Source organism: Flavobacterium commune (assembly GCF_001857965.1).
GTDB lineage: Bacteria > Bacteroidota > Bacteroidia > Flavobacteriales > Flavobacteriaceae > Flavobacterium > Flavobacterium commune.
Genome location: NZ_CP017774.1, coordinates 813,841 through 833,699, shown reverse-complemented (window position 1 = coordinate 833,699; position 19,859 = coordinate 813,841). Strand labels below are relative to the sequence as shown.

Here is a 19,859-nt window from a genome sequence, read left to right as displayed (position 1 = left end):
GGAGATGAGTATCATAATTAAGCCTATAGTAACGGAAAAAGTAACCAAAGAAAGTGAAGTTTTAAACCGTTTTGGGTTCGTTGTTAATAAAAAAGCAAACAAAGTTGAGATTAAGAAAGCTGTTGAAGCTGCTTATGGTGTAACTGTTGTTAGTGTTAATACAATGAATGTAAGACCAGATAGAACTACTAAATACACTAAAAGTGGTTTAATCAGTGGAAAGACAAATGCAATCAAAAAAGCAATTGTTCAAGTACAAGAAGGAGAAACAATTGATTTTTACAACAATATCTAAGATATAACAATGTCAGTAAGAAAATTAAAACCTATTACCGCAGGTCAGCGATTTAGAGTTGTGAATGGTTATGACGCCATTACAACTGATAAGCCGGAACGCTCTTTGATAGCGCCGATAAAAAACTCTGGAGGTAGAAATAGTCAAGGAAAGATGACCATGCGTTATACGGGTGGTGGTCACAAGCAGAGATATCGTATCATTGATTTTAAAAGAACTAAAGATGGAATTCCAGCTACAGTGAAATCAATTGAGTACGATCCAAACAGAACTGCTTTTATTGCTTTATTAGCGTATGCTGATGGAGAGAAAACTTATATTATTGCTCAAAATGGATTGAAAGTTGGTCAGAAATTAGTTTCTGGTGCTGACGCTCAACCAGAAATTGGGAATACATTACCTTTAAGTAAAGTTCCTCTAGGAACTGTAATTTCTTGTATTGAATTGAGACCTGGTCAAGGAGCTGTTATTGCTCGTTCTGCAGGAACTTTTGCTCAATTAATGGCAAGAGATGGAAAATATGCTACAATTAAAATGCCATCTGGAGAAACAAGATTAATCTTGTTGACTTGTTCGGCTACAATTGGAGCAGTTTCTAATTCTGATCACCAATTAGTAGTATCTGGTAAAGCAGGTAGAACAAGATGGTTAGGTAGAAGACCAAGAACAAGACCAGTAGCGATGAACCCTGTTGATCACCCTATGGGAGGTGGTGAAGGTCGTTCTTCTGGAGGTCATCCACGTTCAAGAAACGGAGTACCGGCTAAAGGTTATAGAACTCGTTCTCCGAAAAACCCGAGTAGTAAGTATATCGTAGAACGTAGAAAGAAATAATTAAGATATGGCACGTTCATTAAAAAAAGGACCTTTCGTTCATTATAAGTTAGAAAAGAAAGTTGAAGAGAACATTGCAGGTGGAAATAAAGGAGTGGTTAAGACTTGGTCTAGAGCTTCTATGATTACTCCTGACTTTGTTGGACAAACTATAGCAGTTCATAACGGTCGTCAATTTGTACCGGTTTACGTAACAGAAAACATGGTAGGACACAAATTAGGAGAATTTTCACCAACTAGATCTTTTAGGGGTCATGCTGGAGCAAAAAATAAAGGTAAAAAATAAGAAGCAATGGGAGTTCGTAAAAGAGAAACAGCAGATGCGAGAAAAGAGGCTAATAAGTCTATTGCTTTCGCGAAATTGAATAACTGCCCTACTTCACCTAGAAAAATGCGCTTAGTAGCGGACTTGGTAAGAGGTCAGAAGGTAGAAAGAGCACTTAACATCTTAAGATTCAGTTCTAAAGAAGCTTCAAGAAAATTAGAAAAACTATTATTATCTGCAATCAATAACTGGGAGCAAAAAAATAGTGAAGGTAATTTAGAAGAAGCTGGATTATTTGTTAAAGAGATCAGAGTAGATGGTGGAATGATGTTAAAAAGACTTCGTCCAGCTCCACAAGGTCGTGCACACAGAATTAGAAAACGTTCAAATCACGTAACAATCGTGTTAGGAGCTATTAATAACACACAAGCAAATTAATACAAGATGGGACAAAAGACAAATCCAATTGGAAATAGACTTGGTATCATCAGAGGATGGGACTCTAACTGGTATGGTGGAAATGATTACGGCGATAAATTAGCTGAAGATCACAAAATCAGAAAGTATGTACATGCTCGTTTATCAAAAGCTAGTGTATCAAAAGTAATCATCGAGAGAACTTTGAAACTTGTAACCGTTACTATCACTACTGCTAGACCTGGTATCATTATCGGAAAAGGTGGTCAAGAGGTAGACAAGTTGAAAGAAGAACTTAAGAAAATTACTGACAAAGAGGTTCAAATTAACATCTTTGAAATCAAAAGACCTGAGTTAGATGCTTATTTAGTTGCAACAAGCATCGCTCGTCAAATCGAAAGTCGTATTTCTTACAGACGTGCAATTAAAATGGCTATTGCTGCTTCTATGCGTATGAACGCTGAAGGTATCAAAGTTTTAATTTCTGGTCGTTTGAATGGTGCTGAGATGGCGCGTTCAGAAGGTTTCAAAGAAGGAAGAATTCCTTTGTCAACTTTCAGAGCCGATATTGATTATGCACTTGCTGAAGCGCATACTACTTACGGTAGAATGGGTATCAAAGTGTGGATCATGAAAGGTGAAGTTTACGGAAAGAGAGATCTTTCTCCGCTTGCTGGAATGGACAAAAAACAAGCTAGCGGTAAAGGTGGAGATGCTCCTCGTGGAAAATCTAACTTTTCGAAAGGTGGAAAACCAGACGCTCGTAAAAGAAAGTAATTTTTAAATTAAAGAAAAATGTTACAGCCTAAAAGAACAAAATACCGTAAGGTACAAAAAGGTAGAATGAAAGGAAACTCTCAGAGAGGGCATGAACTTTCTAACGGAATGTTTGGTATTAAATCTGTTCATGAAGATGGTATGTTCTTAACTTCTCGTCAAATCGAAGCTGCACGTATTGCTGCAACTCGTTACATGAAAAGAGAGGGACAATTATGGATTAAAATATTTCCAGACAAACCAATTACTAAGAAACCTCTTGAGGTACGTATGGGTAAAGGTAAAGGTGCCGTTGAATATTGGGCAGCTGTTGTTAAACCCGGAAGAATTATGTTTGAAGTAGGAGGAGTTCCATTGTCAGTTGCAAAAGAGGCTTTACGTCTTGCAGCTCAAAAACTTCCAGTAAAAACTAAATTCGTTGTTGCTAGAGATTTCGAAGCATAATCTATATTATTATGAAACAATCAGAAATAAAAGGTCTTTCTGCAGCACAGTTGCAAGAAAATCTTAGCCAGGCTAAGAAAACTTATGCTGACCTAAAATTAGCTCACGCAATATCTCCAATTGAGAATCCGCTTCAAATTAGAAGTTTAAGAAGAACAGTTGCTAGATTGGCTACAGAGCTTACTAAAAGAGAATTGCAATAATTGTAATCTGCGAAAGATGGAAAAAAGAAATTTAAGAAAAGAAAGAATTGGTGTTGTAACTTCAAACAAAATGGATAAATCTATTGTTGTTGCACAAGTTACTAAAGTAAAACACCCATTATATGGTAAGTTCGTATTGAAAACAAAGAAATTTGTTGCACATGACGAAACAAACGACTGTAACATTGGAGATACTGTAAGAATTAGCGAAACGCGTCCTTTAAGTAAGTCAAAATGTTGGAGATTGGTTGAAATCCTAGAAAGAGCTAAATAATTATGGTACAACAAGAATCAAGACTAAAAGTAGCAGATAACACAGGAGCTAAAGAAGTTTTAACTATCCGTGTTTTAGGAGGTACTAAAAGAAGGTATGCCTCTGTTGGTGACAAGATTGTAGTATCTATAAAAGATTCAACTCCTAACGGAAACGTGAAAAAAGGAGCTGTTTCAACTGCAGTTGTTGTACGTACCAAAAAAGAAGTGAGAAGAGCTGATGGTTCTTATATCCGTTTCGATGACAATGCATGTGTTCTTTTGAACGCTGCAGGAGAAATGAGAGGAACTCGTGTATTTGGTCCGGTAGCAAGAGAACTTCGTGAAAAACAATTCATGAAAATTGTATCATTAGCACCAGAAGTGCTTTAATTCGTTATAAGATGATAAAGCTAAAAATAAAATCAGGTGACATTGTAAGAGTAATTGCTGGAGATCACAAAGGTGCTGAAGGTAAAGTTTTACGTGTTGACCGTGAGAAAAACAAAGCGATTGTTGAAGGTGTAAACTTGGTTTCAAAACACACGAAGCCAAGTGCAAAAAACCCTCAAGGTGGTATCGTAAAGAAAGAAGCTCCTATTCAAATTTCTAATATCTCTCTAATTGATCCTAAAACTAAGGAAACAACTAGAGTAGGTGTAAGAGTAGAGGGGGATAAGAAAGTAAGATTTTCAAAAAAATCTAATCAAGTACTATAGTAATGGCGTATATACCTAGATTAAAAGAGGAATATAAGAGTAGAGTAATCTCTGCTCTTAAAGAAGAATTCGGATACACAAACGTAATGCAAGTTCCTAAACTTGAAAAAATCGTTTTGAGCCGTGGAGTTGGTGCAGCTGTATCTGATAAAAAACTAATTGACTATGCAGTTGATGAGTTAACTAAGATCACTGGACAAAAAGCAGTTTCTACAATTTCAAAGAAAGACGTTGCGTCTTTTAAATTGAGAAAAGGAATGCCTATTGGAGCAAAAGTTACTTTGCGTGGAGAAAGAATGTATGAGTTTTTAGATAGACTTATTACTTCAGCTTTACCTCGTGTAAGAGATTTTAGTGGTATCAAAGCTACTGGATTTGATGGTAGAGGTAATTACAACCTTGGAGTTTTAGAGCAAATCATTTTCCCTGAAATTGATATTGACAAAGTAAACAAAATTTCAGGAATGGATATTACTTTCGTTACTACTGCTCAAACAGACAAAGAAGCAAAATCATTATTGACTCAATTAGGTTTACCTTTTAAAAAGAACTAAGACATGGCAAAAGAATCAATGAAAGCCCGTGAGGTTAAGAGACAAAAAACGGTAGAAAAGTATGCTGAGAAAAGAAAAGCTTTGATAGAGGCTGGAGATTTCGTAGGTTTGCAAAAATTACCTAAAAATGCTTCGCCAGTACGTTTACACAATCGTTGTAAATTAACTGGAAGACCAAGAGGGTACATGCGTCAATTCGGTATTTCACGTGTAACTTTCCGTGAAATGGCTAACAGTGGATTGATACCAGGAGTTAAAAAAGCCAGCTGGTAAAAAACGAATTTTAATTGGTTAAAGGTTCAATGAGAGAGACTCAAAGAAAACCATAGCCGCAAATTAATAAATATGAACACAGATCCTATTGCAGATTATTTAACGCGAGTTAGAAACGCTGTGGCTGCAAACCACAAAGTTGTTGAGATTCCGGCATCTAATCTAAAAAAAGAAATAACTAAGATCTTATTTGATCAAGGTTATATCTTGAGTTACAAATTTGAACAGAACACCGTTCAAGGTTCAATTAAAATTGCTTTGAAGTATGATAAAGATACTAAAGAGCCAGTAATTAAAGATATCCAAAGAATTAGTAAACCAGGTTTACGTAAGTATGCAGGTGCAGCCAAATTACCAAGAATCCTTAACGGATTAGGAATTGCTATTGTTTCTACATCAAAAGGTTTGATGACAGGAAAACAAGCTAAGCAATTAAATGTAGGTGGTGAAGTAATTTGTTACGTATACTAATTTTAAAGACTAAATAAGATGTCAAGAATAGGTAAAAGCCCAATTGTAATCCCTGCTGGAGTAACTGTAGAAGTTAAAGACGGTATTATTACAGTAAAAGGAAAAAATGGTCAACTAACACAGGAGTTCTCGGACGTAACTGTAACAGTTGAAGGTGATCAAGTTTTAGTAGAAAGATCATCTGATCATAAAGATCAAAGAGCAAAACACGGTTTATATAGATCTTTAATCAGCAATATGGTTGTTGGTGTAACTGAAGGTTTTACTAAATCATTAGAATTGGTAGGGGTAGGTTACAGAGCTTCTAATCAAGGACAAAAATTAGATTTGGCACTTGGATTTTCTCATAATATTGTTTTAGAAGTTGCTCCAGAAGTAACTGTTGAAACTATATCTGAAAAAGGTAAGAACCCAATTGTAAAATTAACATCATTAGATAAACAACTTTTAGGAGCTGTAGCTGCGAAAATCAGAGGTTTCCGTAAGCCAGAACCATACAAAGGAAAAGGTGTTAAATTTGTAGGTGAAGTATTAAGAAGAAAAGCAGGTAAATCAGCTTAAAAAAATAAGAGATTATGTCATTAACAAAACCTGAAAGAAGACAGAGAATCAGATTCAGAATCAGAAAAACGATTAGTGGTACTGCTACTAGCCCAAGATTATCTGTATTTAGAAGTAACAAAGAAATTTATGCTCAATTAATTGATGACGTAAACGGAGTTACATTGTTGTCTGCTTCTTCAAGAGAAAAAGAAATAGGAAAAGGTACTAACGTTGAAGTTGCAGCTGCAGTTGGAAAACTTGTTGCAGAAAAAGCGTTAAAAGCTGGGGTTGAAACAGTAAAATTCGATAGAGGAGGATACTTATACCACGGTCGTATTAAATCATTAGCAGAAGGCGCAAGAGCGGCTGGACTTAAATTCTAATATATTATGTCTAAATACAAAAATGTAGAATTAGTAAAACCAAGTGGTCTTGAACTTAAAGATCGTCTGGTAAGTGTTAATCGTGTTACTAAAGTTACAAAAGGTGGTAGAGCTTTCGGTTTTTCTGCTATTGTAGTTGTAGGTGATGAAAACGGAGTAGTTGGTCATGGATTAGGAAAATCTAAAGACGTTTCTGAAGCAATTGCGAAAGCAGTAGAAGATGCTAAGAAAAATTTAGTTAGAATTCCATTGAATGGTCAATCAGTTCCTCACGAACAAAAAGGAAAATTTGGTGGTGCACGTGTGTTCTTAATTCCTGCCTCTCATGGTACAGGAGTTATTGCTGGTGGAGCTGTTCGTTCGGTTCTTGAATCAGTAGGTATTCACGATGTATTGTCAAAATCTCAAGGATCATCAAATCCTCACAACGTAGTGAAAGCAACTTTTGATGCTTTATTACAAATGAGAAGTGCTCACACCGTTGCAAAACAAAGAGGAGTATCTTTAGAAAAAGTTTTTAAAGGTTAATCAAGGAAATTATGGCTAAATTATTAGTAAAACAAGTTAGAAGTAAAATCAACTGTCCACTTGATCAAAAAAGAGGATTAGAGGCTTTAGGTCTACGTAAAATGAATCAAGTTGTAGAGCATGATTCAAACCCTGCAATCCTTGGGATGATAAACAAAGTTAAACACTTAGTTTCTGTTGAAGAAGCTAAATAACAAATACTGTTATGAATTTAAGTAACTTACAACCAGCTGAAGGGTCAACACACAATCAAAATAAGAGAGTTGGTAGAGGAGAAGGTTCTGGAAAAGGTGGTACCGCTGCACGTGGACACAAAGGAGCAAAATCTCGTTCTGGATATTCTAAAAAGATTGGTTTTGAAGGAGGTCAAATGCCACTTCAAAGACGTGTTCCTAAGTTTGGTTTTACAAACATCAATCGTAAAGAATACGAAGGTGTTAATCTAGATACACTTCAATTATTAGTTGATAATGGTGTGATTACAGATACTGTTGATATGACAGTTTTTGTTGCAAACCGTTTGGCTACTAAGAATGAAATTGTAAAGATTTTAGGAAGAGGAGAATTGAAAGCTAAATTAAAAGTAACTGCTCACAAATTTACTGCTACTGCAAAAGCTGCTATTGAAGCTGCTGGTGGAGAGGCTGTAACAATATAATTTTTCAATTAGTATGAAGAAATTTATTGAATCATTAAGTAATGTTTGGAAAATCGAGGAACTAAAAAACAGAATCCTAATGACCTTAGGACTGCTTTTAGTTTATCGTTTTGGAGCACACGTTACTCTTCCGGGAATTGACGCTACACAATTAAACAGCCTTGCTGGTCAGACCGAAAACGGTCTTGGATCTATCTTGGATATGTTTACTGGAGGAGCTTTTTCTAAAGCGTCAGTTTTTGCTTTAGGAATTATGCCTTATATTTCTGCATCTATCGTTGTACAGCTTATGGGAATTGCTATTCCTTATTTGCAAAAATTACAAAGTGATGGAGAAAGTGGTAGAAAAAAGATTAATCAAATTACACGTTGGTTGACTATCGTTATTACTTTAGTTCAGGGACCTACGTATATCTACAATCTTTACAGAACGCTACCAGGAAGTGCATTTTTATTAGGTTTTAATTCTTTTGAATTCTTATTTTCTTCAGTAATTATCTTAGTTACAGGTACTATTTTTGCCATGTGGTTAGGGGAAAAGATAACTGATAAAGGAATTGGTAACGGTATTTCACTATTAATTATGGTGGGTATTTTAGCAAGATTCCCTCAAGCATTTATTCAGGAATTTACAACTAGAGTTACTAATAACAACGGTGGACCAATGTTGTTAGTGATTGAAATAATTATTTGGCTTTTAGTTATCATTGCATGTGTGTTGTTAACTATGGCTATTCGAAAAATACCAGTTCAGTACGCACGTCGTACTGCTTCTGGTGATTTTGAACAAGATATGTTAGGTGGAAACAGACAATGGATTCCTTTGAAGCTTAATGCTGCTGGGGTTATGCCTATCATTTTTGCGCAAGCAATTATGTTTATTCCTGCTGCTGTAGCAGGATTGTCAAAATCCGATACTTCACAATCTATTGTAGGTGCTTTCAGTAATATGTTCGGTTTTTGGTATAATTTTGTTTTTGCAACTTTAATCGTTGTATTTACATTCTTTTATACTGCAATTACGGTTCCTACTAATAAAATGTCAGATGATCTTAAAAGAAGTGGTGGTTTTATTCCTGGTGTTAGACCAGGAGCTGAAACTTCTGATTTTCTTGACAAAGTGATGTCTTTGATAACTTTTCCAGGTTCTTTATTTCTTGCTCTAATAGCTGTGTTCCCAGCCATTGTTGTAAGTCTTATGGATGTTCAGCAATCTTGGGCAATGTTTTTTGGAGGTACCTCATTAATTATTATGGTAGGTGTTGCAATTGACACAATTCAACAAATCAACTCATACTTGTTGAATAAACATTATGATGGTTTAATGAAAAGCGGAAAAAATAGAAAAGCAGTAGCTTAATTTTATGGCAAAACAATCAGCAATAGAACAAGACGGATCAATCATTGAAGCATTATCAAATGCGATGTTCCGTGTAGAATTAGAGAATGGACATGTTGTGATTGCTCATATTTCGGGGAAAATGCGTATGCATTATATCAAATTATTACCTGGTGATAAAGTGAAACTGGAAATGAGTCCTTACGATTTGTCTAAAGCAAGAATTACTTATAGATATTAAAGATATTCACAATGAAAGTAAGAGCATCAGTAAAAAAGAGAAGTGCCGAGTGCATTATCGTACGTAGAAAAGGAAGATTATACGTAATAAACAAAAAGAATCCTAGATTTAAACAAAGACAAGGATAATTATGGCAAGAATAGCAGGGGTAGATATCCCAAAAAACAAGAGAGGTGTTATTGCACTTACCTACATCTTCGGATTAGGAAAAAGTAGAGCTATTGAGATTTTAGAGAAAGCTCAAGTTAGCCAAGATAAAAAAGTTCAAGATTGGAATGATGACGAGATCGGAGCAATTCGTGAGGCTGTTGGAGCATTCAAAATTGAAGGGGAGTTACGTTCAGAAGTATCTTTAAACATCAAACGTTTAATGGATATTGGATGTTACAGAGGAATCCGTCACAGAACTGGTCTTCCATTAAGAGGACAAAGAACTAAAAACAACTCTAGAACTAGAAAAGGTAAAAGAAAAACTGTTGCTAACAAGAAAAAAGCAACTAAATAATAAGTAATATGGCTAAAGCAACTACAAAAAAACGTAAAGTTATCGTTGAATCAACGGGAGAAGCTCATATTTCTGCTACCTTCAATAACATCATCATTTCTTTGACTAACAAAAAAGGTGAAGTTATTTCTTGGTCTTCAGCTGGTAAAATGGGTTTCAGAGGTTCTAAAAAGAACACTCCATACGCAGCTCAAATGGCCGCAGAAGATTGTAGTAAAGTAGCTCTTGAAGCTGGATTGAAAAAAGTTAAGGTTTATGTAAAAGGACCAGGAAACGGACGTGAGTCTGCTATCCGTTCTATACATAACGGTGGAATCGAAGTAACTGAAATTATTGACGTTACTCCAATGCCACACAACGGTTGTCGTCCTCCAAAGAGACGTAGAGTTTAATATTAAATTTAAGTATAACTAGGTAGAATCACGATTATCGAAGGATATGACCTGAATTCATAATCTCTACCTTAATTAATTCATTGAAATGGCAAGATATACTGGTCCTAAAACTAGAATTGCTCGTAAATTTGGCGAAGCAATCTTCGGAGATGATAAATCTTTCGAAAAAAGAAATTACCCTCCTGGACAACACGGGATGGCTAAAAAAAGAGGTAAAAAATCTGAGTACGCTATCCAGTTAATGGAGAAGCAAAAAGCTAAATATTCTTATGGGATTTTAGAAAAACAATTCAGAGGTTTATTCAAAAAAGCATCAGCTACTAAAGGTGTTACTGGTGAGGTTCTTTTGCAATTATGTGAGGCAAGATTGGATAACGTAGTATTCAGAATGGGCGTTGCTCCTTCTAGAAGAGGTGCTAGACAATTAGTTTCTCACAGACATATCACTGTTAACGGTGAAGTTGTAAACATTCCTTCTTACCACCTTAAACCTGGTGACAAAGTTGCAGTTCGTGAAAAATCTAAATCTTTAGAGGCTATCGAACGTTCTTTATCTAATTCAAGTCAAGTTTATGAATGGATTACTTGGAACAATGACGTTAAAGAAGGTACTTTCGTAGCTGTACCTGCTAGACTTCAAATTCCAGAAAACATTAAAGAACAATTAATCGTAGAGTTGTACAACAAATAATAATTGACTTAGTCGAAATTTATGGCAATATTTAATTTTCAAAAGCCCGATAAAGTTATCATGATCGATTCAACCGATTTTGAAGGTAAATTCGAATTTAGACCTTTGGAACCAGGATATGGATTGACTGTTGGTAATGCACTTAGAAGAGTTTTGCTTTCAGCATTGGAAGGGTATGCAATTACATCTGTTCGCATAGAAGGTGTAGATCATGAGTTTTCTACTATTTCAGGAGTTGTTGAAGATGTTACCGAAATTATCCTTAATCTAAAACAAGTACGTTTCAAACGTCAAATTGAAGATATTGATAATGAATCAGTTTCTATTTCTGTTTCAGGTAAAGATCAGCTAACAGCTGGTGATTTTCAAAAGTTTATTTCAGGTTTCCAAGTTTTGAACCCAGAACTTGTTATCTGTAATTTAGATTCTAAAATCAAATTAAACCTTGATTTAACAATCGAAAAAGGTAGAGGATATGTTCCTGCTGAAGAGAACAAAAAACAGAATGCTGCAATTGGAACTATTTTTACAGATTCAATTTTTACTCCGGTAAAAAATGTAAAATACGCTATTGAAAACTTCCGTGTTGAGCAAAAAACAGATTATGAAAAATTAGTTTTTGAAATTAAAACTGATGGTTCTATTAATCCAAAAGATGCACTTACTGAAGCGGCTAAAGTTCTAATTCACCATTTCATGTTGTTCTCTGACGAAAGAATTACACTTGAGGCTGATGAAATTGCACAAACAGAATCTTATGATGAGGAATCATTACATATGAGACAATTGCTTAAAACTAAGCTTGTTGATATGGATTTGTCTGTGAGAGCCTTAAATTGTTTGAAAGCGGCTGAAGTTGATACACTTGGTGATTTAGTATCGTTCAATAAAAATGACCTAATGAAATTCCGTAATTTCGGTAAAAAATCTTTAACTGAGCTAGATGAACTTGTAGCAGTTAAGAATTTGACTTTCGGAATGGATTTAGCGAAATACAAACTAGATAAAGAATAAATAACTTCGTATTTTGCTCTCCAAAGAGGATTGTAGCAAGATGAAGGTTTAAAAAAAAATGTCATGAGACACGGAAAAAAATTCAATCACTTAAGCAGACAGACTGCGCATAGAAAATCTATGTTAGCTAATATGGCTTGTTCTCTTATCGAGCACAAACGTATTAATACTACTGTTGCTAAAGCAAAAGCACTTAAACAATTTGTTGAGCCGCTTATAACAAAATCTAAAAATGATACGACTCACAATCGTCGTATTGTTTTTGCTAACTTACGTAGCAAATATGCGGTAACTGATTTATTCAGAGACGTAGCTGCTAAAGTTGGTGACCGTCCAGGTGGGTACACTCGTATCATTAAAGTTGGAAATCGTTTAGGAGATAATGCTGATATGGCAATGATCGAATTAGTAGATTTTAACGAACTTTACAACGGAGGTAAAAAAGAAGTTAAAAAAGCAAAAAGCCGTCGTGGTGGTAAAGCTAAGAAAACAGAAGAAGCTCCAGCTACTGAAGCTCCTGCTGCAGAAACTGATACTACTGCTGAAGCTGCTGAATAATTATGAAGATAATCATTCAATAAAATCAAGGATAAACTATTTATTTAGTTTATCCTTTTTTTTTGATTTTTTGTTATCCAAAAGTTACCTTGGCAGTTAATTATAAGTTCTAATTTCAATTTTGAAATAATTTTTTAAAATTGTTGCTTTCACTGCTTTAATGAATTAAATTTGCACCATATTTAAAAACAAATGAAATACACAACACGAAAAAGCGCCGTTCTATTATTAAGTGACGGAACTATATTCCACGGAAAATCTATCGGAATCAGCGGAACCACTTTTGGTGAAGTTTGTTTTAACACAGGAATGACTGGTTATCAGGAAATTTTCACTGATCCATCTTATTTTGGACAAATCATGGTGGCCACTAACACGCACATTGGAAATTATGGCGTTAATGAAAATGAAGTAGAATCAAACGGAATTAAAATTGCTGGTTTGGTTTGTAAAAATTTCAGTTTTAACTATTCCAGAGTAGATGCTTCAGGAAGTTTAGAAGATTATTTTGCAAAACACAATCTAATCTGTATCTCTGATGTAGATACTCGTGCTTTAGTAAGTTATATTAGAGAAAACGGAGCTATGAATGCTGTAATTTGTACAGATGGTACTCCAATTGAAGAATTAAAAGCATCTTTAGCTAAGGTTCCGGATATGAAAGGTTTGGAATTAGCTTCTAAGGTTTCCACAAAAGAGCCTTATTTTTATGGAGATGAAAATGCTAAATATAAAGTTTCGGCTTTGGATTTAGGTATTAAAACTAATATTCTTCGTAATCTGGCTAAGAGAGATTGCTACATTAAGGTTTTTCCTTATGATGCATCTTATACAGATTTAGCTTCTTTCAATCCTGATGGTTTCTTTCTTTCAAACGGTCCTGGAGATCCGGAGCCTTTAGATGGTGCTATAGCTGTTGCTAAAGAAATTTTGGCTAACAATAAGCCGTTATTCGGAATTTGTTTAGGACATCAGGTTATAGGTTTGGCTAATGGAATTTCTACTTATAAAATGTTCAACGGTCACCGTGGAATCAATCATCCGGTTAGTAATTTGATTACTGGCAAAGGTGAGATTACTTCTCAAAATCACGGTTTTGCAGTAAATAGAGAAGAGTTAGAGGCTAATGCTGAGATGGAAATTACACATCTTCACTTAAATGACGGAACTGTAGCTGGTATGAGAATGAAAAATAAAAATTGTTTTTCTGTTCAATACCACCCGGAAGCTAGTCCAGGCCCACATGATTCTTCTTATTTATTTGATCAATTTGTTGAAAATTTGAAAAAATAATTTTTTGATATTCAAGTATATTGGTAGGCTAAACATTTTTTGTTTGGCCTATTTTTTTTGTCCTAAGTCTTTGTGTTGCTTATAAATTGTAAACTTTATTTTAAATTATGTTTAAAAAATGTTTTTATAACGTTTTCGTTGATAACGAATGAAAAAAATAGTGCTTTGTTTGAAAAACTTAGAATATATTTGTAACCGAAAATTTAAAAACTAAGTAATATGAGTATTATTATCAAAATTCATGCAAGACAAATTCTTGATTCAAGAGGTAATCCTACTGTAGAGGTAGATGTAATTACAGAAAATGGTGTTTTAGGTAGAGCTGCTGTACCTTCTGGAGCTTCAACTGGTGAGCACGAGGCTGTAGAATTACGTGATGGAGGAAAAGCTTTTTTAGGAAAGGGAGTTTTAAATGCAGTGAACAATGTTAATACTGTTATTGCTGAAGAACTTGTTGGAACTTCTGTTTTCGAACAAAACTTAATCGATCAAATGATGATTGATTTAGATGGTACTCCAAACAAATCTAAATTAGGAGCTAATGCTATTTTAGGAGTTTCTTTGGCTGTAGCTAAAGCTGCTGCTGCTGAATTAGGATTGCCATTGTACAGATATGTAGGTGGGGTTTCTGCTAATACATTACCTGTTCCAATGATGAACATCATCAACGGTGGTTCTCACTCTGATGCTCCAATCGCTTTCCAGGAATTCATGATTTTCCCGGTAAAAGCAACTTCTTTTACTCATTCTATGCAAATGGGTACTGAGATTTTTCATAACTTGAAAAAAGTATTACACGATAGAGGTCTTTCTACGGCTGTAGGTGATGAAGGAGGTTTTGCTCCAAACTTAGCTGGTGGAACTGAAGATGCTTTGGATACTATCAAATTGGCTGTTGAAAAAGCGGGTTATTCTTTTGGTGACGAAATTATGATTGCTTTAGACTGTGCTTCTGCTGAGTTTTATGTAGACGGTAAATACGACTACACTAAATTTGAAGGAGAAACTGGTAAAGTAAGAACTTCTGCTGAGCAAGCTGAATACTTAGCTGAATTAACAACTAAATACCCAATTATCTCTATCGAAGACGGTATGGACGAAAATGACTGGGAAGGTTGGAAATTATTAACTGAAAAAATTGGTGATAAAGTTCAATTAGTAGGTGACGATTTGTTTGTAACTAATGTTCAACGTTTGTCAACTGGTATTGAAAAAGGAATTGCTAACTCAATCCTTATCAAAGTAAACCAAATTGGTACTTTAACTGAAACTATTGCAGCAGTTAACATGGCTAAAAATGCAGGTTATACTTCAGTAATGTCTCACCGTTCAGGAGAAACTGAAGATAATACAATTGCTGACTTAGCAGTAGCTTTAAACTGTGGTCAAATTAAAACAGGTTCGGCTTCACGTTCTGATCGTATGGCTAAATACAACCAATTGTTAAGAATTGAAGAAGAATTAGGAAATACTGCTTATTTTCCTGGATTAAAAGCATTCAAAATAAAATAAGAATAACAGTTTGTTATTTTTTAAAGCCATTCATATTAAATGAATGGCTTTATTTTTTTAAATTTAACAATATCACTGCTTTTTTCCCTTTTTAATTAATGTTATTATCCTTAGATTTGGTAAATTATTAAGTGTAAAGAATTATTTCAAATTATTATGTCAAAAACAGCTATATTAGAAATTGATGGTAAGAAGTATGAGTTTCCTGTTATTAAAGGAAGCGAGAACGAAGAAGCAATCAATATTAACAAGTTAAGAGATTTAACAGGAGCAATCACTATTGATCCGGGTTATAAAAATTCAGGTTCTTGTACTAGTGGAATTACTTTCTTAGATGGAGAACTGGGAATTTTGCGTTACAGAGGATATGCTATTGAAGATTTAGCAGATCAGGCTAACTTTTTAGAAGTTTCTTATCTTTTAATTTTTGGTGAATTGCCAACAGCTGCTCAATTAGAACAATTTGAAACAGATATTAGAAAACATACCTTAGTAAATGAGGAGATGAAAGGTATTATCGATGGTTTCCCTAAAACAGCTCACCCAATGGGAGTTTTAGCGGCTTTAACTAGTGCTTTAACTGCTTTCAATCCAAAATCAGTTAATGTTGAGAACGAAAAAGAATTGTACCAGGCAGTTTGTAAAACTATGGGTAAATTTTTAGTTATTGCAACATGGACTTACAGAAAAAGTATGGGGTATCCTTTGAATTATTATGATAATACTAAAGGATATGTAGAAAACTTCATGAGATTAATGTTTGAGTTGCCAACTGAGCCTTATAAATTAAGTCCTGTTGTAACTGAAGCTCTTGATAAATTATTTATTTTACATGCTGATCACGAACAAAACTGTTCTACTTCTACAGTAAGAATGGTAGGTTCTTCTCACGCAGGTTTATTTGCTTCTATCTCTGCAGGAGTTTCTGCTTTGTGGGGACCATTACACGGTGGTGCAAACCAAGCGGTATTGGAAATGTTAGAAGAAATTCACCAAAATGGTGGAGATACTGAAAAGTATTTGGCTAAAGCAAAAGATAAAAACGATCCATTCCGTTTAATGGGATTCGGACACAGAGTTTACAAAAACTTTGATCCTCGTGCTAAAATTATCAAAAAAGCAGCTAATGAAGTTTTAGGAACTTTAGGAGTTGATGATCCAATTTTAGAAATCGCTAAAAAATTAGAAGCAGCAGCTTTAGAAGACGAATACTTCAAAGCTAGAAATTTATATCCAAACGTAGATTTCTATTCAGGAATCATCTACAGAGCTTTAGGAATTCCTACTGATATGTTTACAGTAATGTTTGCTATCGGAAGATTGCCAGGTTGGATTGCACAATGGAAAGAAATGCGTGAAAACAAAGAGCCAATTGGAAGACCAAGACAAATTTACACTGGATCTCCATTAAGAGAATTTAAAAAACCGGTATAATATAGAATACATCAAAGTAAAAGCTTCACTGAAAAGTGGAGCTTTTTTTTATCTTTGGTGTAAGCAATAAATAATATTTTGAATTAAATGAAACAAGTAACAAATTCAGTTTTGATGATTCGTCCGGTAGCTTTTCGAATGAATGAGCAAACGACAGCCAATAATTATTTTCAAAAAGAATTAAGCGGAATGTTGCCGGCAGCAATAAATGCTAAAGCACAACAGGAATTTGATGCTTTGGTAAGTCAGCTCCAAGGTGTGGGGGTTGATGTTATTGTAGTAGATGATACTCCTGAAACGGATACTCCGGATAGTATTTTTCCAAATAATTGGATTTCGTTTCACGATAATGGTGATGTGGTTTTGTATCCAATGTTTGCCGAGAACCGCAGAACTGAACGTCGGGAAGATATTTTGGATATTTTGGAAGAAAAAGGTTTTGTGATTGAAAATGTAGTTGATTTTACTTCGGCGGAAGAAGAGGGTGTTTTTTTGGAAGGAACAGGTAGTGTGGTTTTGGATAGAGTTAATTCGATTGCTTATTGTGCTTTGTCTCCAAGGGCCAATGAAGAACTTTTTATTGAATTCTGCGAAGATTTTGATTATGCTCCGGTTATTTTTGAAGCCTATCATATGGTTGGCGGAAAACAACAATTAGTTTATCATACTAATGTGATGATGAGTGTTGGAGAACATTTTGCAATAATTTGCGCCGATATGATTGATGATAAAAAAGAGCGCAAAATGGTTTTGGATAATCTAAGAGCCAGTGGGAAAGAGATTGTTCTAATAAGTGAGCAACAAGTGGAGCAATTTGCCGGAAATGTGTTAGAACTTTCGGGTACTAATGATAAAAGGTATATTGTAATGAGTACTACAGCTCTTGAGTCGTTGAACGCTGCACAAAAGAATCAGTTGGGGAAATATGGGAGTATTTTGAGTGCTGATTTGCAAACTATCGAAAACTGTGGCGGAGGAAGCGCCCGATGTATGCTAGCTGAGATTTTCCTTCCCAAGAATTAATGAGTTTGATAAGTTAGGTTGGTTTTAATATTCAGGGTAAATCCAGGGGTTCTATTTTTGCCCCGAATTACACTAATTAACGCAAATAGTAGTGATTAAACACACACACACACACACACATTTTTATCTGCCTTTGGCAGATTCGTGAAATATTATGACATCCCAATTTGTGTTTTTTCGTGGAATTCGTGGTCGTTTTTTATTTTTGGAATTGGTGTGTATGTCCTGTTTTAATAGCTCGTTGGTAGTTCTATTTTTACTACTTTTGTAAAAAATAATTCGAAATGAAAAATAAAAAAACTTTGGTTCTTGGAGCCTCTGCAAAAGCTCATAAACCAGTGTTTAAAGCAATTGAGCTGCTTGTTGAAAAAGGACATTCGGTCTTAGCGATTGGTCAAAATACAGCTGAAGTGGCGGGAATTAAAATTAGGACTAAAGCTATTCCTTTAAAAAATATTGATACTATTTCTTTGTATTTGAATGCCAAAAATCAGCGTGATTATTATAATTATATAGTAGAGGCACAGCCTAAACGTGTCATTTTTAATCCGGGAACAGAGAATCCGGAGTTGTACCAACTTTTAGAATTAAATAATATAAAAGTAGATGTGGCTTGTACGCTGACTTTGTTGGTAACAAATCAATATTGATTTTTCCGATTTTTTAAAAAAATAAGCCGTTTTCCTAAAGAAGATGGCTTTTTCATTTTAGAATAATCAATAATTTCAATAAACAAATTGTTACATTTGCAACTATGGAATTTTCTTCAAAATTATTGGAAAAAGCAGTCAATGAAATTTCGCAATTGCCCGGAATCGGTAAGCGAACAGCTTTGCGACTGGTTTTGCATTTGTTAAAACAGCCTAAAGAGCAAACCGGTTTTTTAACACAGGCATTGGTTGCTATGCGTGAGGAGATTAAATTTTGCGAAAGCTGTCATAATATTTCGGATACAGCCATTTGTGAAATATGCAGTAATACAAACAGAAATCATCAATTGGTATGTGTGGTTGAAGATATTCGTGATGTAATGGCTATTGAAAACACAGGGCAGTTTAAAGGTGTTTATCATGTTTTGGGAGGAAAAATTTCGCCTATTGACGGAGTTGGACCCAGTCAGTTAAAGATTGCGAGTTTGGTCGAAAAAGTGAAATCAGGAAAATTGAGTGAAGTTATTTTTGCACTGAGTTCTACGATGGAAGGAGATACCACCAATTTTTATATTTACAAGCAAATAGCTGATTCAGGGATAATTATTTCAACAATTGCGCGGGGAATTGCCGTGGGAGATGAATTAGAATATGCTGATGAAGTGACCTTAGGAAGGAGTATTTTACAGCGTTTACCGTTTGAAAAAGCTATAAAAAATAATTAATCGGTTTAATACAAACGAGGCTTTCAATATAATAAATGAAAAGCTATATTTGTTATCTAAAATAATAAAATGGGTAAGTATCTATTTGGTTTATTGCTAAGTATTAGTGTGTTGTTTTCCTCCTGTATTTCAACAAGGGATTTGGTTTATTTGCAAAATAAAAACGAAACCAATGCTGAAACATCGATTTCGGCAGTGGTGTCTAAGCCTTATCGTTTGCAATCTAATGATGTTTTGAGTATTAGTATTAAAGCGAATGATCCTAAATTAGTCGAGATTTTTAGTACTACAAGTAGTGGAGAATCAGGAAAATCAGAAGCAGCTTTGTATTTTAGTGGTTTTACGGTAGATGATCACGGGAATATCAGAATGCCTATTTTAGGAGAGTTAAATGTAATAGGTTACACTCTTGATGAAGTAAGACAACGTATAGAAAAACAATTATTAGCCGAATATTTTAAGAAAGAAGCCAATATTTTTGTGATAGTAAAATTGGCCGGTTTTCGTTATACTATTAATGGCGAAATAGGAAGTACAGGGACTAAAACTTTGTTTCAGGAAAATGTAAATATCATGGAAGCCATTGCTAACGCTGGCGATATTACACTTTTAGGAAATAGAAAAGCGGTTACCATTATCCGGAAAACCCCAACAGGAAATGAAATGCACGACATTGATTTGACAGATATAAATGTGGTAAATTCACCTTATTATTATTTGCAACCCAATGATTATATTTATGTAAAACCGCTAAGACAAAAAACCTGGGGTACAGGGAAAACAGGTATAGAATCTTTAGGTACAATCTTTACATTGATATCATTAGGTACAACTGTTTTTTTATTATTAAGATAAAACACATT

Annotated in this window: 33 protein-coding genes; all 33 read left to right on the top strand. The window is 34.6% G+C overall.

Translation table 11 applies throughout. The features are described from left to right. Positions 1-4: 4 nt before the first annotated feature. The 33 genes from rplW to BIW12_RS03420 all read left to right on the top strand — a co-directional run bounded on the left by rplW (position 5) and on the right by BIW12_RS03420 (position 19,851). Positions 5-295 (top strand): 50S ribosomal protein L23, encoded by a 291-nt coding sequence (rplW, locus tag BIW12_RS03575; RefSeq protein WP_071183844.1) that lies wholly within the window; start codon positions 5-7, stop codon positions 293-295. Between the two features lie 9 nt (positions 296-304). Beyond that, positions 305-1,129: a 50S ribosomal protein L2 gene (gene rplB / locus BIW12_RS03570; RefSeq protein WP_035659232.1), complete on the top strand. Its 825-nt coding sequence runs from the start codon at positions 305-307 to the stop codon at positions 1,127-1,129. 7 nt (positions 1,130-1,136) lie between these two features. Continuing rightward, positions 1,137-1,415 (top strand): 30S ribosomal protein S19, encoded by a 279-nt coding sequence (gene rpsS, locus BIW12_RS03565; protein WP_024981511.1) that lies wholly within the window; start codon positions 1,137-1,139, stop codon positions 1,413-1,415. A 6-nt stretch (positions 1,416-1,421) separates the two neighbouring features. After that, entirely contained in the window at positions 1,422-1,832 is a 411-nt protein-coding gene (gene rplV / locus BIW12_RS03560) for a 50S ribosomal protein L22 (protein ID WP_071183843.1), read from the top strand. A gap of 6 nt (positions 1,833-1,838) precedes the next feature. Then, the gene (gene rpsC, locus BIW12_RS03555; protein WP_071183842.1) at positions 1,839-2,588 is read left to right on the top strand and encodes a 30S ribosomal protein S3; all 750 of its coding nucleotides are present in this window, start codon (positions 1,839-1,841) and stop codon (positions 2,586-2,588) included. Between the two features lie 18 nt (positions 2,589-2,606). Continuing rightward, positions 2,607-3,032 carry a 50S ribosomal protein L16 gene (gene rplP, locus BIW12_RS03550; protein ID WP_008464295.1) on the top strand — a complete coding sequence of 142 codons (426 nt, stop codon included), beginning with the start codon at positions 2,607-2,609 and terminating at the stop codon, positions 3,030-3,032. Between the two features lie 11 nt (positions 3,033-3,043). Further along, positions 3,044-3,235: a 50S ribosomal protein L29 gene (gene rpmC, locus BIW12_RS03545; RefSeq protein ID WP_035659227.1), complete on the top strand. Its 192-nt coding sequence runs from the start codon at positions 3,044-3,046 to the stop codon at positions 3,233-3,235. Between the two features lie 16 nt (positions 3,236-3,251). Continuing rightward, on the top strand, positions 3,252-3,509 hold the full coding sequence (gene rpsQ / locus BIW12_RS03540; RefSeq protein ID WP_024981515.1) for a 30S ribosomal protein S17: 258 nt from the start codon (positions 3,252-3,254) through the stop codon (positions 3,507-3,509). Between the two features lie 2 nt (positions 3,510-3,511). Continuing rightward, the gene (gene rplN, locus BIW12_RS03535) at positions 3,512-3,880 is read left to right on the top strand and encodes a 50S ribosomal protein L14 (RefSeq protein ID WP_026714640.1); all 369 of its coding nucleotides are present in this window, start codon (positions 3,512-3,514) and stop codon (positions 3,878-3,880) included. 11 nt (positions 3,881-3,891) lie between these two features. Then, the gene (gene rplX, locus BIW12_RS03530) at positions 3,892-4,206 is read left to right on the top strand and encodes a 50S ribosomal protein L24 (RefSeq protein ID WP_066329357.1); all 315 of its coding nucleotides are present in this window, start codon (positions 3,892-3,894) and stop codon (positions 4,204-4,206) included. 2 nt (positions 4,207-4,208) lie between these two features. Continuing rightward, positions 4,209-4,760, top strand: coding sequence for a 50S ribosomal protein L5 (gene rplE / locus BIW12_RS03525; RefSeq protein ID WP_071183841.1), 552 nt, complete (start codon positions 4,209-4,211; stop codon positions 4,758-4,760). 3 nt (positions 4,761-4,763) lie between these two features. Continuing rightward, a complete protein-coding gene (rpsN, locus tag BIW12_RS03520) occupies positions 4,764-5,033 on the top strand; it encodes a 30S ribosomal protein S14 (protein WP_071183840.1) in 270 nt (89 codons plus the stop codon). A 72-nt stretch (positions 5,034-5,105) separates the two neighbouring features. After that, positions 5,106-5,504, top strand: coding sequence for a 30S ribosomal protein S8 (gene rpsH, locus BIW12_RS03515; protein ID WP_035659221.1), 399 nt, complete (start codon positions 5,106-5,108; stop codon positions 5,502-5,504). An 18-nt stretch (positions 5,505-5,522) separates the two neighbouring features. After that, positions 5,523-6,065, top strand: a complete 543-nt coding sequence (gene rplF / locus BIW12_RS03510; protein WP_071183839.1) for a 50S ribosomal protein L6 — start codon at positions 5,523-5,525, stop codon at positions 6,063-6,065. A gap of 14 nt (positions 6,066-6,079) precedes the next feature. Continuing rightward, positions 6,080-6,430: a 50S ribosomal protein L18 gene (rplR, locus tag BIW12_RS03505; RefSeq protein ID WP_071183838.1), complete on the top strand. Its 351-nt coding sequence runs from the start codon at positions 6,080-6,082 to the stop codon at positions 6,428-6,430. Between the two features lie 3 nt (positions 6,431-6,433). Next, positions 6,434-6,958, top strand: coding sequence for a 30S ribosomal protein S5 (rpsE, locus tag BIW12_RS03500; RefSeq protein WP_085949269.1), 525 nt, complete (start codon positions 6,434-6,436; stop codon positions 6,956-6,958). Between the two features lie 11 nt (positions 6,959-6,969). Next, positions 6,970-7,152: a 50S ribosomal protein L30 gene (gene rpmD, locus BIW12_RS03495; protein ID WP_071183837.1), complete on the top strand. Its 183-nt coding sequence runs from the start codon at positions 6,970-6,972 to the stop codon at positions 7,150-7,152. An 11-nt stretch (positions 7,153-7,163) separates the two neighbouring features. After that, the gene (gene rplO, locus BIW12_RS03490) at positions 7,164-7,616 is read left to right on the top strand and encodes a 50S ribosomal protein L15 (protein WP_071183836.1); all 453 of its coding nucleotides are present in this window, start codon (positions 7,164-7,166) and stop codon (positions 7,614-7,616) included. A 13-nt stretch (positions 7,617-7,629) separates the two neighbouring features. Beyond that, positions 7,630-8,976, top strand: a complete 1,347-nt coding sequence (secY, locus tag BIW12_RS03485; RefSeq protein WP_071183835.1) for a preprotein translocase subunit SecY — start codon at positions 7,630-7,632, stop codon at positions 8,974-8,976. Between the two features lie 4 nt (positions 8,977-8,980). Next, entirely contained in the window at positions 8,981-9,196 is a 216-nt protein-coding gene (infA, locus tag BIW12_RS03480) for a translation initiation factor IF-1 (protein WP_026714631.1), read from the top strand. A gap of 11 nt (positions 9,197-9,207) precedes the next feature. Further along, entirely contained in the window at positions 9,208-9,324 is a 117-nt protein-coding gene (gene ykgO / locus BIW12_RS16130) for a type B 50S ribosomal protein L36 (RefSeq protein WP_002987490.1), read from the top strand. A 2-nt stretch (positions 9,325-9,326) separates the two neighbouring features. Further along, on the top strand, positions 9,327-9,701 hold the full coding sequence (gene rpsM / locus BIW12_RS03475; protein WP_035659214.1) for a 30S ribosomal protein S13: 375 nt from the start codon (positions 9,327-9,329) through the stop codon (positions 9,699-9,701). A gap of 8 nt (positions 9,702-9,709) precedes the next feature. After that, entirely contained in the window at positions 9,710-10,093 is a 384-nt protein-coding gene (rpsK, locus tag BIW12_RS03470; protein WP_026714629.1) for a 30S ribosomal protein S11, read from the top strand. An 88-nt stretch (positions 10,094-10,181) separates the two neighbouring features. Next, on the top strand, positions 10,182-10,787 hold the full coding sequence (rpsD, locus tag BIW12_RS03465; protein WP_035659213.1) for a 30S ribosomal protein S4: 606 nt from the start codon (positions 10,182-10,184) through the stop codon (positions 10,785-10,787). 21 nt (positions 10,788-10,808) lie between these two features. Next, positions 10,809-11,801 (top strand): DNA-directed RNA polymerase subunit alpha, encoded by a 993-nt coding sequence (locus BIW12_RS03460; protein ID WP_071183834.1) that lies wholly within the window; start codon positions 10,809-10,811, stop codon positions 11,799-11,801. A 63-nt stretch (positions 11,802-11,864) separates the two neighbouring features. After that, positions 11,865-12,359, top strand: coding sequence for a 50S ribosomal protein L17 (gene rplQ / locus BIW12_RS03455; RefSeq protein ID WP_071183833.1), 495 nt, complete (start codon positions 11,865-11,867; stop codon positions 12,357-12,359). A 192-nt stretch (positions 12,360-12,551) separates the two neighbouring features. Next, positions 12,552-13,652: a glutamine-hydrolyzing carbamoyl-phosphate synthase small subunit gene (carA, locus tag BIW12_RS03450; protein WP_071183832.1), complete on the top strand. Its 1,101-nt coding sequence runs from the start codon at positions 12,552-12,554 to the stop codon at positions 13,650-13,652. A gap of 219 nt (positions 13,653-13,871) precedes the next feature. Continuing rightward, positions 13,872-15,164: a phosphopyruvate hydratase gene (eno, locus tag BIW12_RS03445; RefSeq protein WP_071183831.1), complete on the top strand. Its 1,293-nt coding sequence runs from the start codon at positions 13,872-13,874 to the stop codon at positions 15,162-15,164. 156 nt (positions 15,165-15,320) lie between these two features. Next, positions 15,321-16,598 (top strand): citrate synthase, encoded by a 1,278-nt coding sequence (locus tag BIW12_RS03440; RefSeq protein ID WP_071183830.1) that lies wholly within the window; start codon positions 15,321-15,323, stop codon positions 16,596-16,598. A gap of 87 nt (positions 16,599-16,685) precedes the next feature. Then, positions 16,686-17,621, top strand: a complete 936-nt coding sequence (ctlX, locus tag BIW12_RS03435) for a citrulline utilization hydrolase CtlX (RefSeq protein WP_071183829.1) — start codon at positions 16,686-16,688, stop codon at positions 17,619-17,621. A gap of 284 nt (positions 17,622-17,905) precedes the next feature. Next, positions 17,906-18,271 (top strand): CoA-binding protein, encoded by a 366-nt coding sequence (locus tag BIW12_RS03430; protein WP_071183828.1) that lies wholly within the window; start codon positions 17,906-17,908, stop codon positions 18,269-18,271. Between the two features lie 104 nt (positions 18,272-18,375). Next, positions 18,376-18,996 carry a recombination mediator RecR gene (gene recR / locus BIW12_RS03425; protein ID WP_071183827.1) on the top strand — a complete coding sequence of 207 codons (621 nt, stop codon included), beginning with the start codon at positions 18,376-18,378 and terminating at the stop codon, positions 18,994-18,996. A 69-nt stretch (positions 18,997-19,065) separates the two neighbouring features. After that, on the top strand, positions 19,066-19,851 hold the full coding sequence (locus tag BIW12_RS03420; protein ID WP_071183826.1) for a polysaccharide biosynthesis/export family protein: 786 nt from the start codon (positions 19,066-19,068) through the stop codon (positions 19,849-19,851). Positions 19,852-19,859: the final 8 nt, after the last annotated feature.

Bases quoted from the DNA above. Each gene is read 5' to 3' on its own strand.
- rplW (WP_071183844.1), top strand. From the start codon at position 5: ATGAGTATCATAATTAAGCCTATAGTAACGGAAAAAGTAACCAAAGAA.
- rplB (WP_035659232.1), top strand. From the start codon at position 305: ATGTCAGTAAGAAAATTAAAACCTATTACCGCAGGTCAGCGATTTAGA.
- rpsS (WP_024981511.1), top strand. From the start codon at position 1,137: ATGGCACGTTCATTAAAAAAAGGACCTTTCGTTCATTATAAGTTAGAA.
- rplV (WP_071183843.1), top strand. From the start codon at position 1,422: ATGGGAGTTCGTAAAAGAGAAACAGCAGATGCGAGAAAAGAGGCTAAT.
- rpsC (WP_071183842.1), top strand. From the start codon at position 1,839: ATGGGACAAAAGACAAATCCAATTGGAAATAGACTTGGTATCATCAGA.
- rplP (WP_008464295.1), top strand. From the start codon at position 2,607: ATGTTACAGCCTAAAAGAACAAAATACCGTAAGGTACAAAAAGGTAGA.
- rpmC (WP_035659227.1), top strand. From the start codon at position 3,044: ATGAAACAATCAGAAATAAAAGGTCTTTCTGCAGCACAGTTGCAAGAA.
- rpsQ (WP_024981515.1), top strand. From the start codon at position 3,252: ATGGAAAAAAGAAATTTAAGAAAAGAAAGAATTGGTGTTGTAACTTCA.
- rplN (WP_026714640.1), top strand. From the start codon at position 3,512: ATGGTACAACAAGAATCAAGACTAAAAGTAGCAGATAACACAGGAGCT.
- rplX (WP_066329357.1), top strand. From the start codon at position 3,892: ATGATAAAGCTAAAAATAAAATCAGGTGACATTGTAAGAGTAATTGCT.
- rplE (WP_071183841.1), top strand. From the start codon at position 4,209: ATGGCGTATATACCTAGATTAAAAGAGGAATATAAGAGTAGAGTAATC.
- rpsN (WP_071183840.1), top strand. From the start codon at position 4,764: ATGGCAAAAGAATCAATGAAAGCCCGTGAGGTTAAGAGACAAAAAACG.
- rpsH (WP_035659221.1), top strand. From the start codon at position 5,106: ATGAACACAGATCCTATTGCAGATTATTTAACGCGAGTTAGAAACGCT.
- rplF (WP_071183839.1), top strand. From the start codon at position 5,523: ATGTCAAGAATAGGTAAAAGCCCAATTGTAATCCCTGCTGGAGTAACT.
- rplR (WP_071183838.1), top strand. From the start codon at position 6,080: ATGTCATTAACAAAACCTGAAAGAAGACAGAGAATCAGATTCAGAATC.
- rpmD (WP_071183837.1), top strand. From the start codon at position 6,970: ATGGCTAAATTATTAGTAAAACAAGTTAGAAGTAAAATCAACTGTCCA.
- rplO (WP_071183836.1), top strand. From the start codon at position 7,164: ATGAATTTAAGTAACTTACAACCAGCTGAAGGGTCAACACACAATCAA.
- secY (WP_071183835.1), top strand. From the start codon at position 7,630: ATGAAGAAATTTATTGAATCATTAAGTAATGTTTGGAAAATCGAGGAA.
- infA (WP_026714631.1), top strand. From the start codon at position 8,981: ATGGCAAAACAATCAGCAATAGAACAAGACGGATCAATCATTGAAGCA.
- ykgO (WP_002987490.1), top strand. From the start codon at position 9,208: ATGAAAGTAAGAGCATCAGTAAAAAAGAGAAGTGCCGAGTGCATTATC.
- rpsM (WP_035659214.1), top strand. From the start codon at position 9,327: ATGGCAAGAATAGCAGGGGTAGATATCCCAAAAAACAAGAGAGGTGTT.
- rpsK (WP_026714629.1), top strand. From the start codon at position 9,710: ATGGCTAAAGCAACTACAAAAAAACGTAAAGTTATCGTTGAATCAACG.
- rpsD (WP_035659213.1), top strand. From the start codon at position 10,182: ATGGCAAGATATACTGGTCCTAAAACTAGAATTGCTCGTAAATTTGGC.
- BIW12_RS03460 (WP_071183834.1), top strand. From the start codon at position 10,809: ATGGCAATATTTAATTTTCAAAAGCCCGATAAAGTTATCATGATCGAT.
- rplQ (WP_071183833.1), top strand. From the start codon at position 11,865: ATGAGACACGGAAAAAAATTCAATCACTTAAGCAGACAGACTGCGCAT.
- carA (WP_071183832.1), top strand. From the start codon at position 12,552: ATGAAATACACAACACGAAAAAGCGCCGTTCTATTATTAAGTGACGGA.
- eno (WP_071183831.1), top strand. From the start codon at position 13,872: ATGAGTATTATTATCAAAATTCATGCAAGACAAATTCTTGATTCAAGA.
- BIW12_RS03440 (WP_071183830.1), top strand. From the start codon at position 15,321: ATGTCAAAAACAGCTATATTAGAAATTGATGGTAAGAAGTATGAGTTT.
- ctlX (WP_071183829.1), top strand. From the start codon at position 16,686: ATGAAACAAGTAACAAATTCAGTTTTGATGATTCGTCCGGTAGCTTTT.
- BIW12_RS03430 (WP_071183828.1), top strand. From the start codon at position 17,906: ATGAAAAATAAAAAAACTTTGGTTCTTGGAGCCTCTGCAAAAGCTCAT.
- recR (WP_071183827.1), top strand. From the start codon at position 18,376: ATGGAATTTTCTTCAAAATTATTGGAAAAAGCAGTCAATGAAATTTCG.
- BIW12_RS03420 (WP_071183826.1), top strand. From the start codon at position 19,066: ATGGGTAAGTATCTATTTGGTTTATTGCTAAGTATTAGTGTGTTGTTT.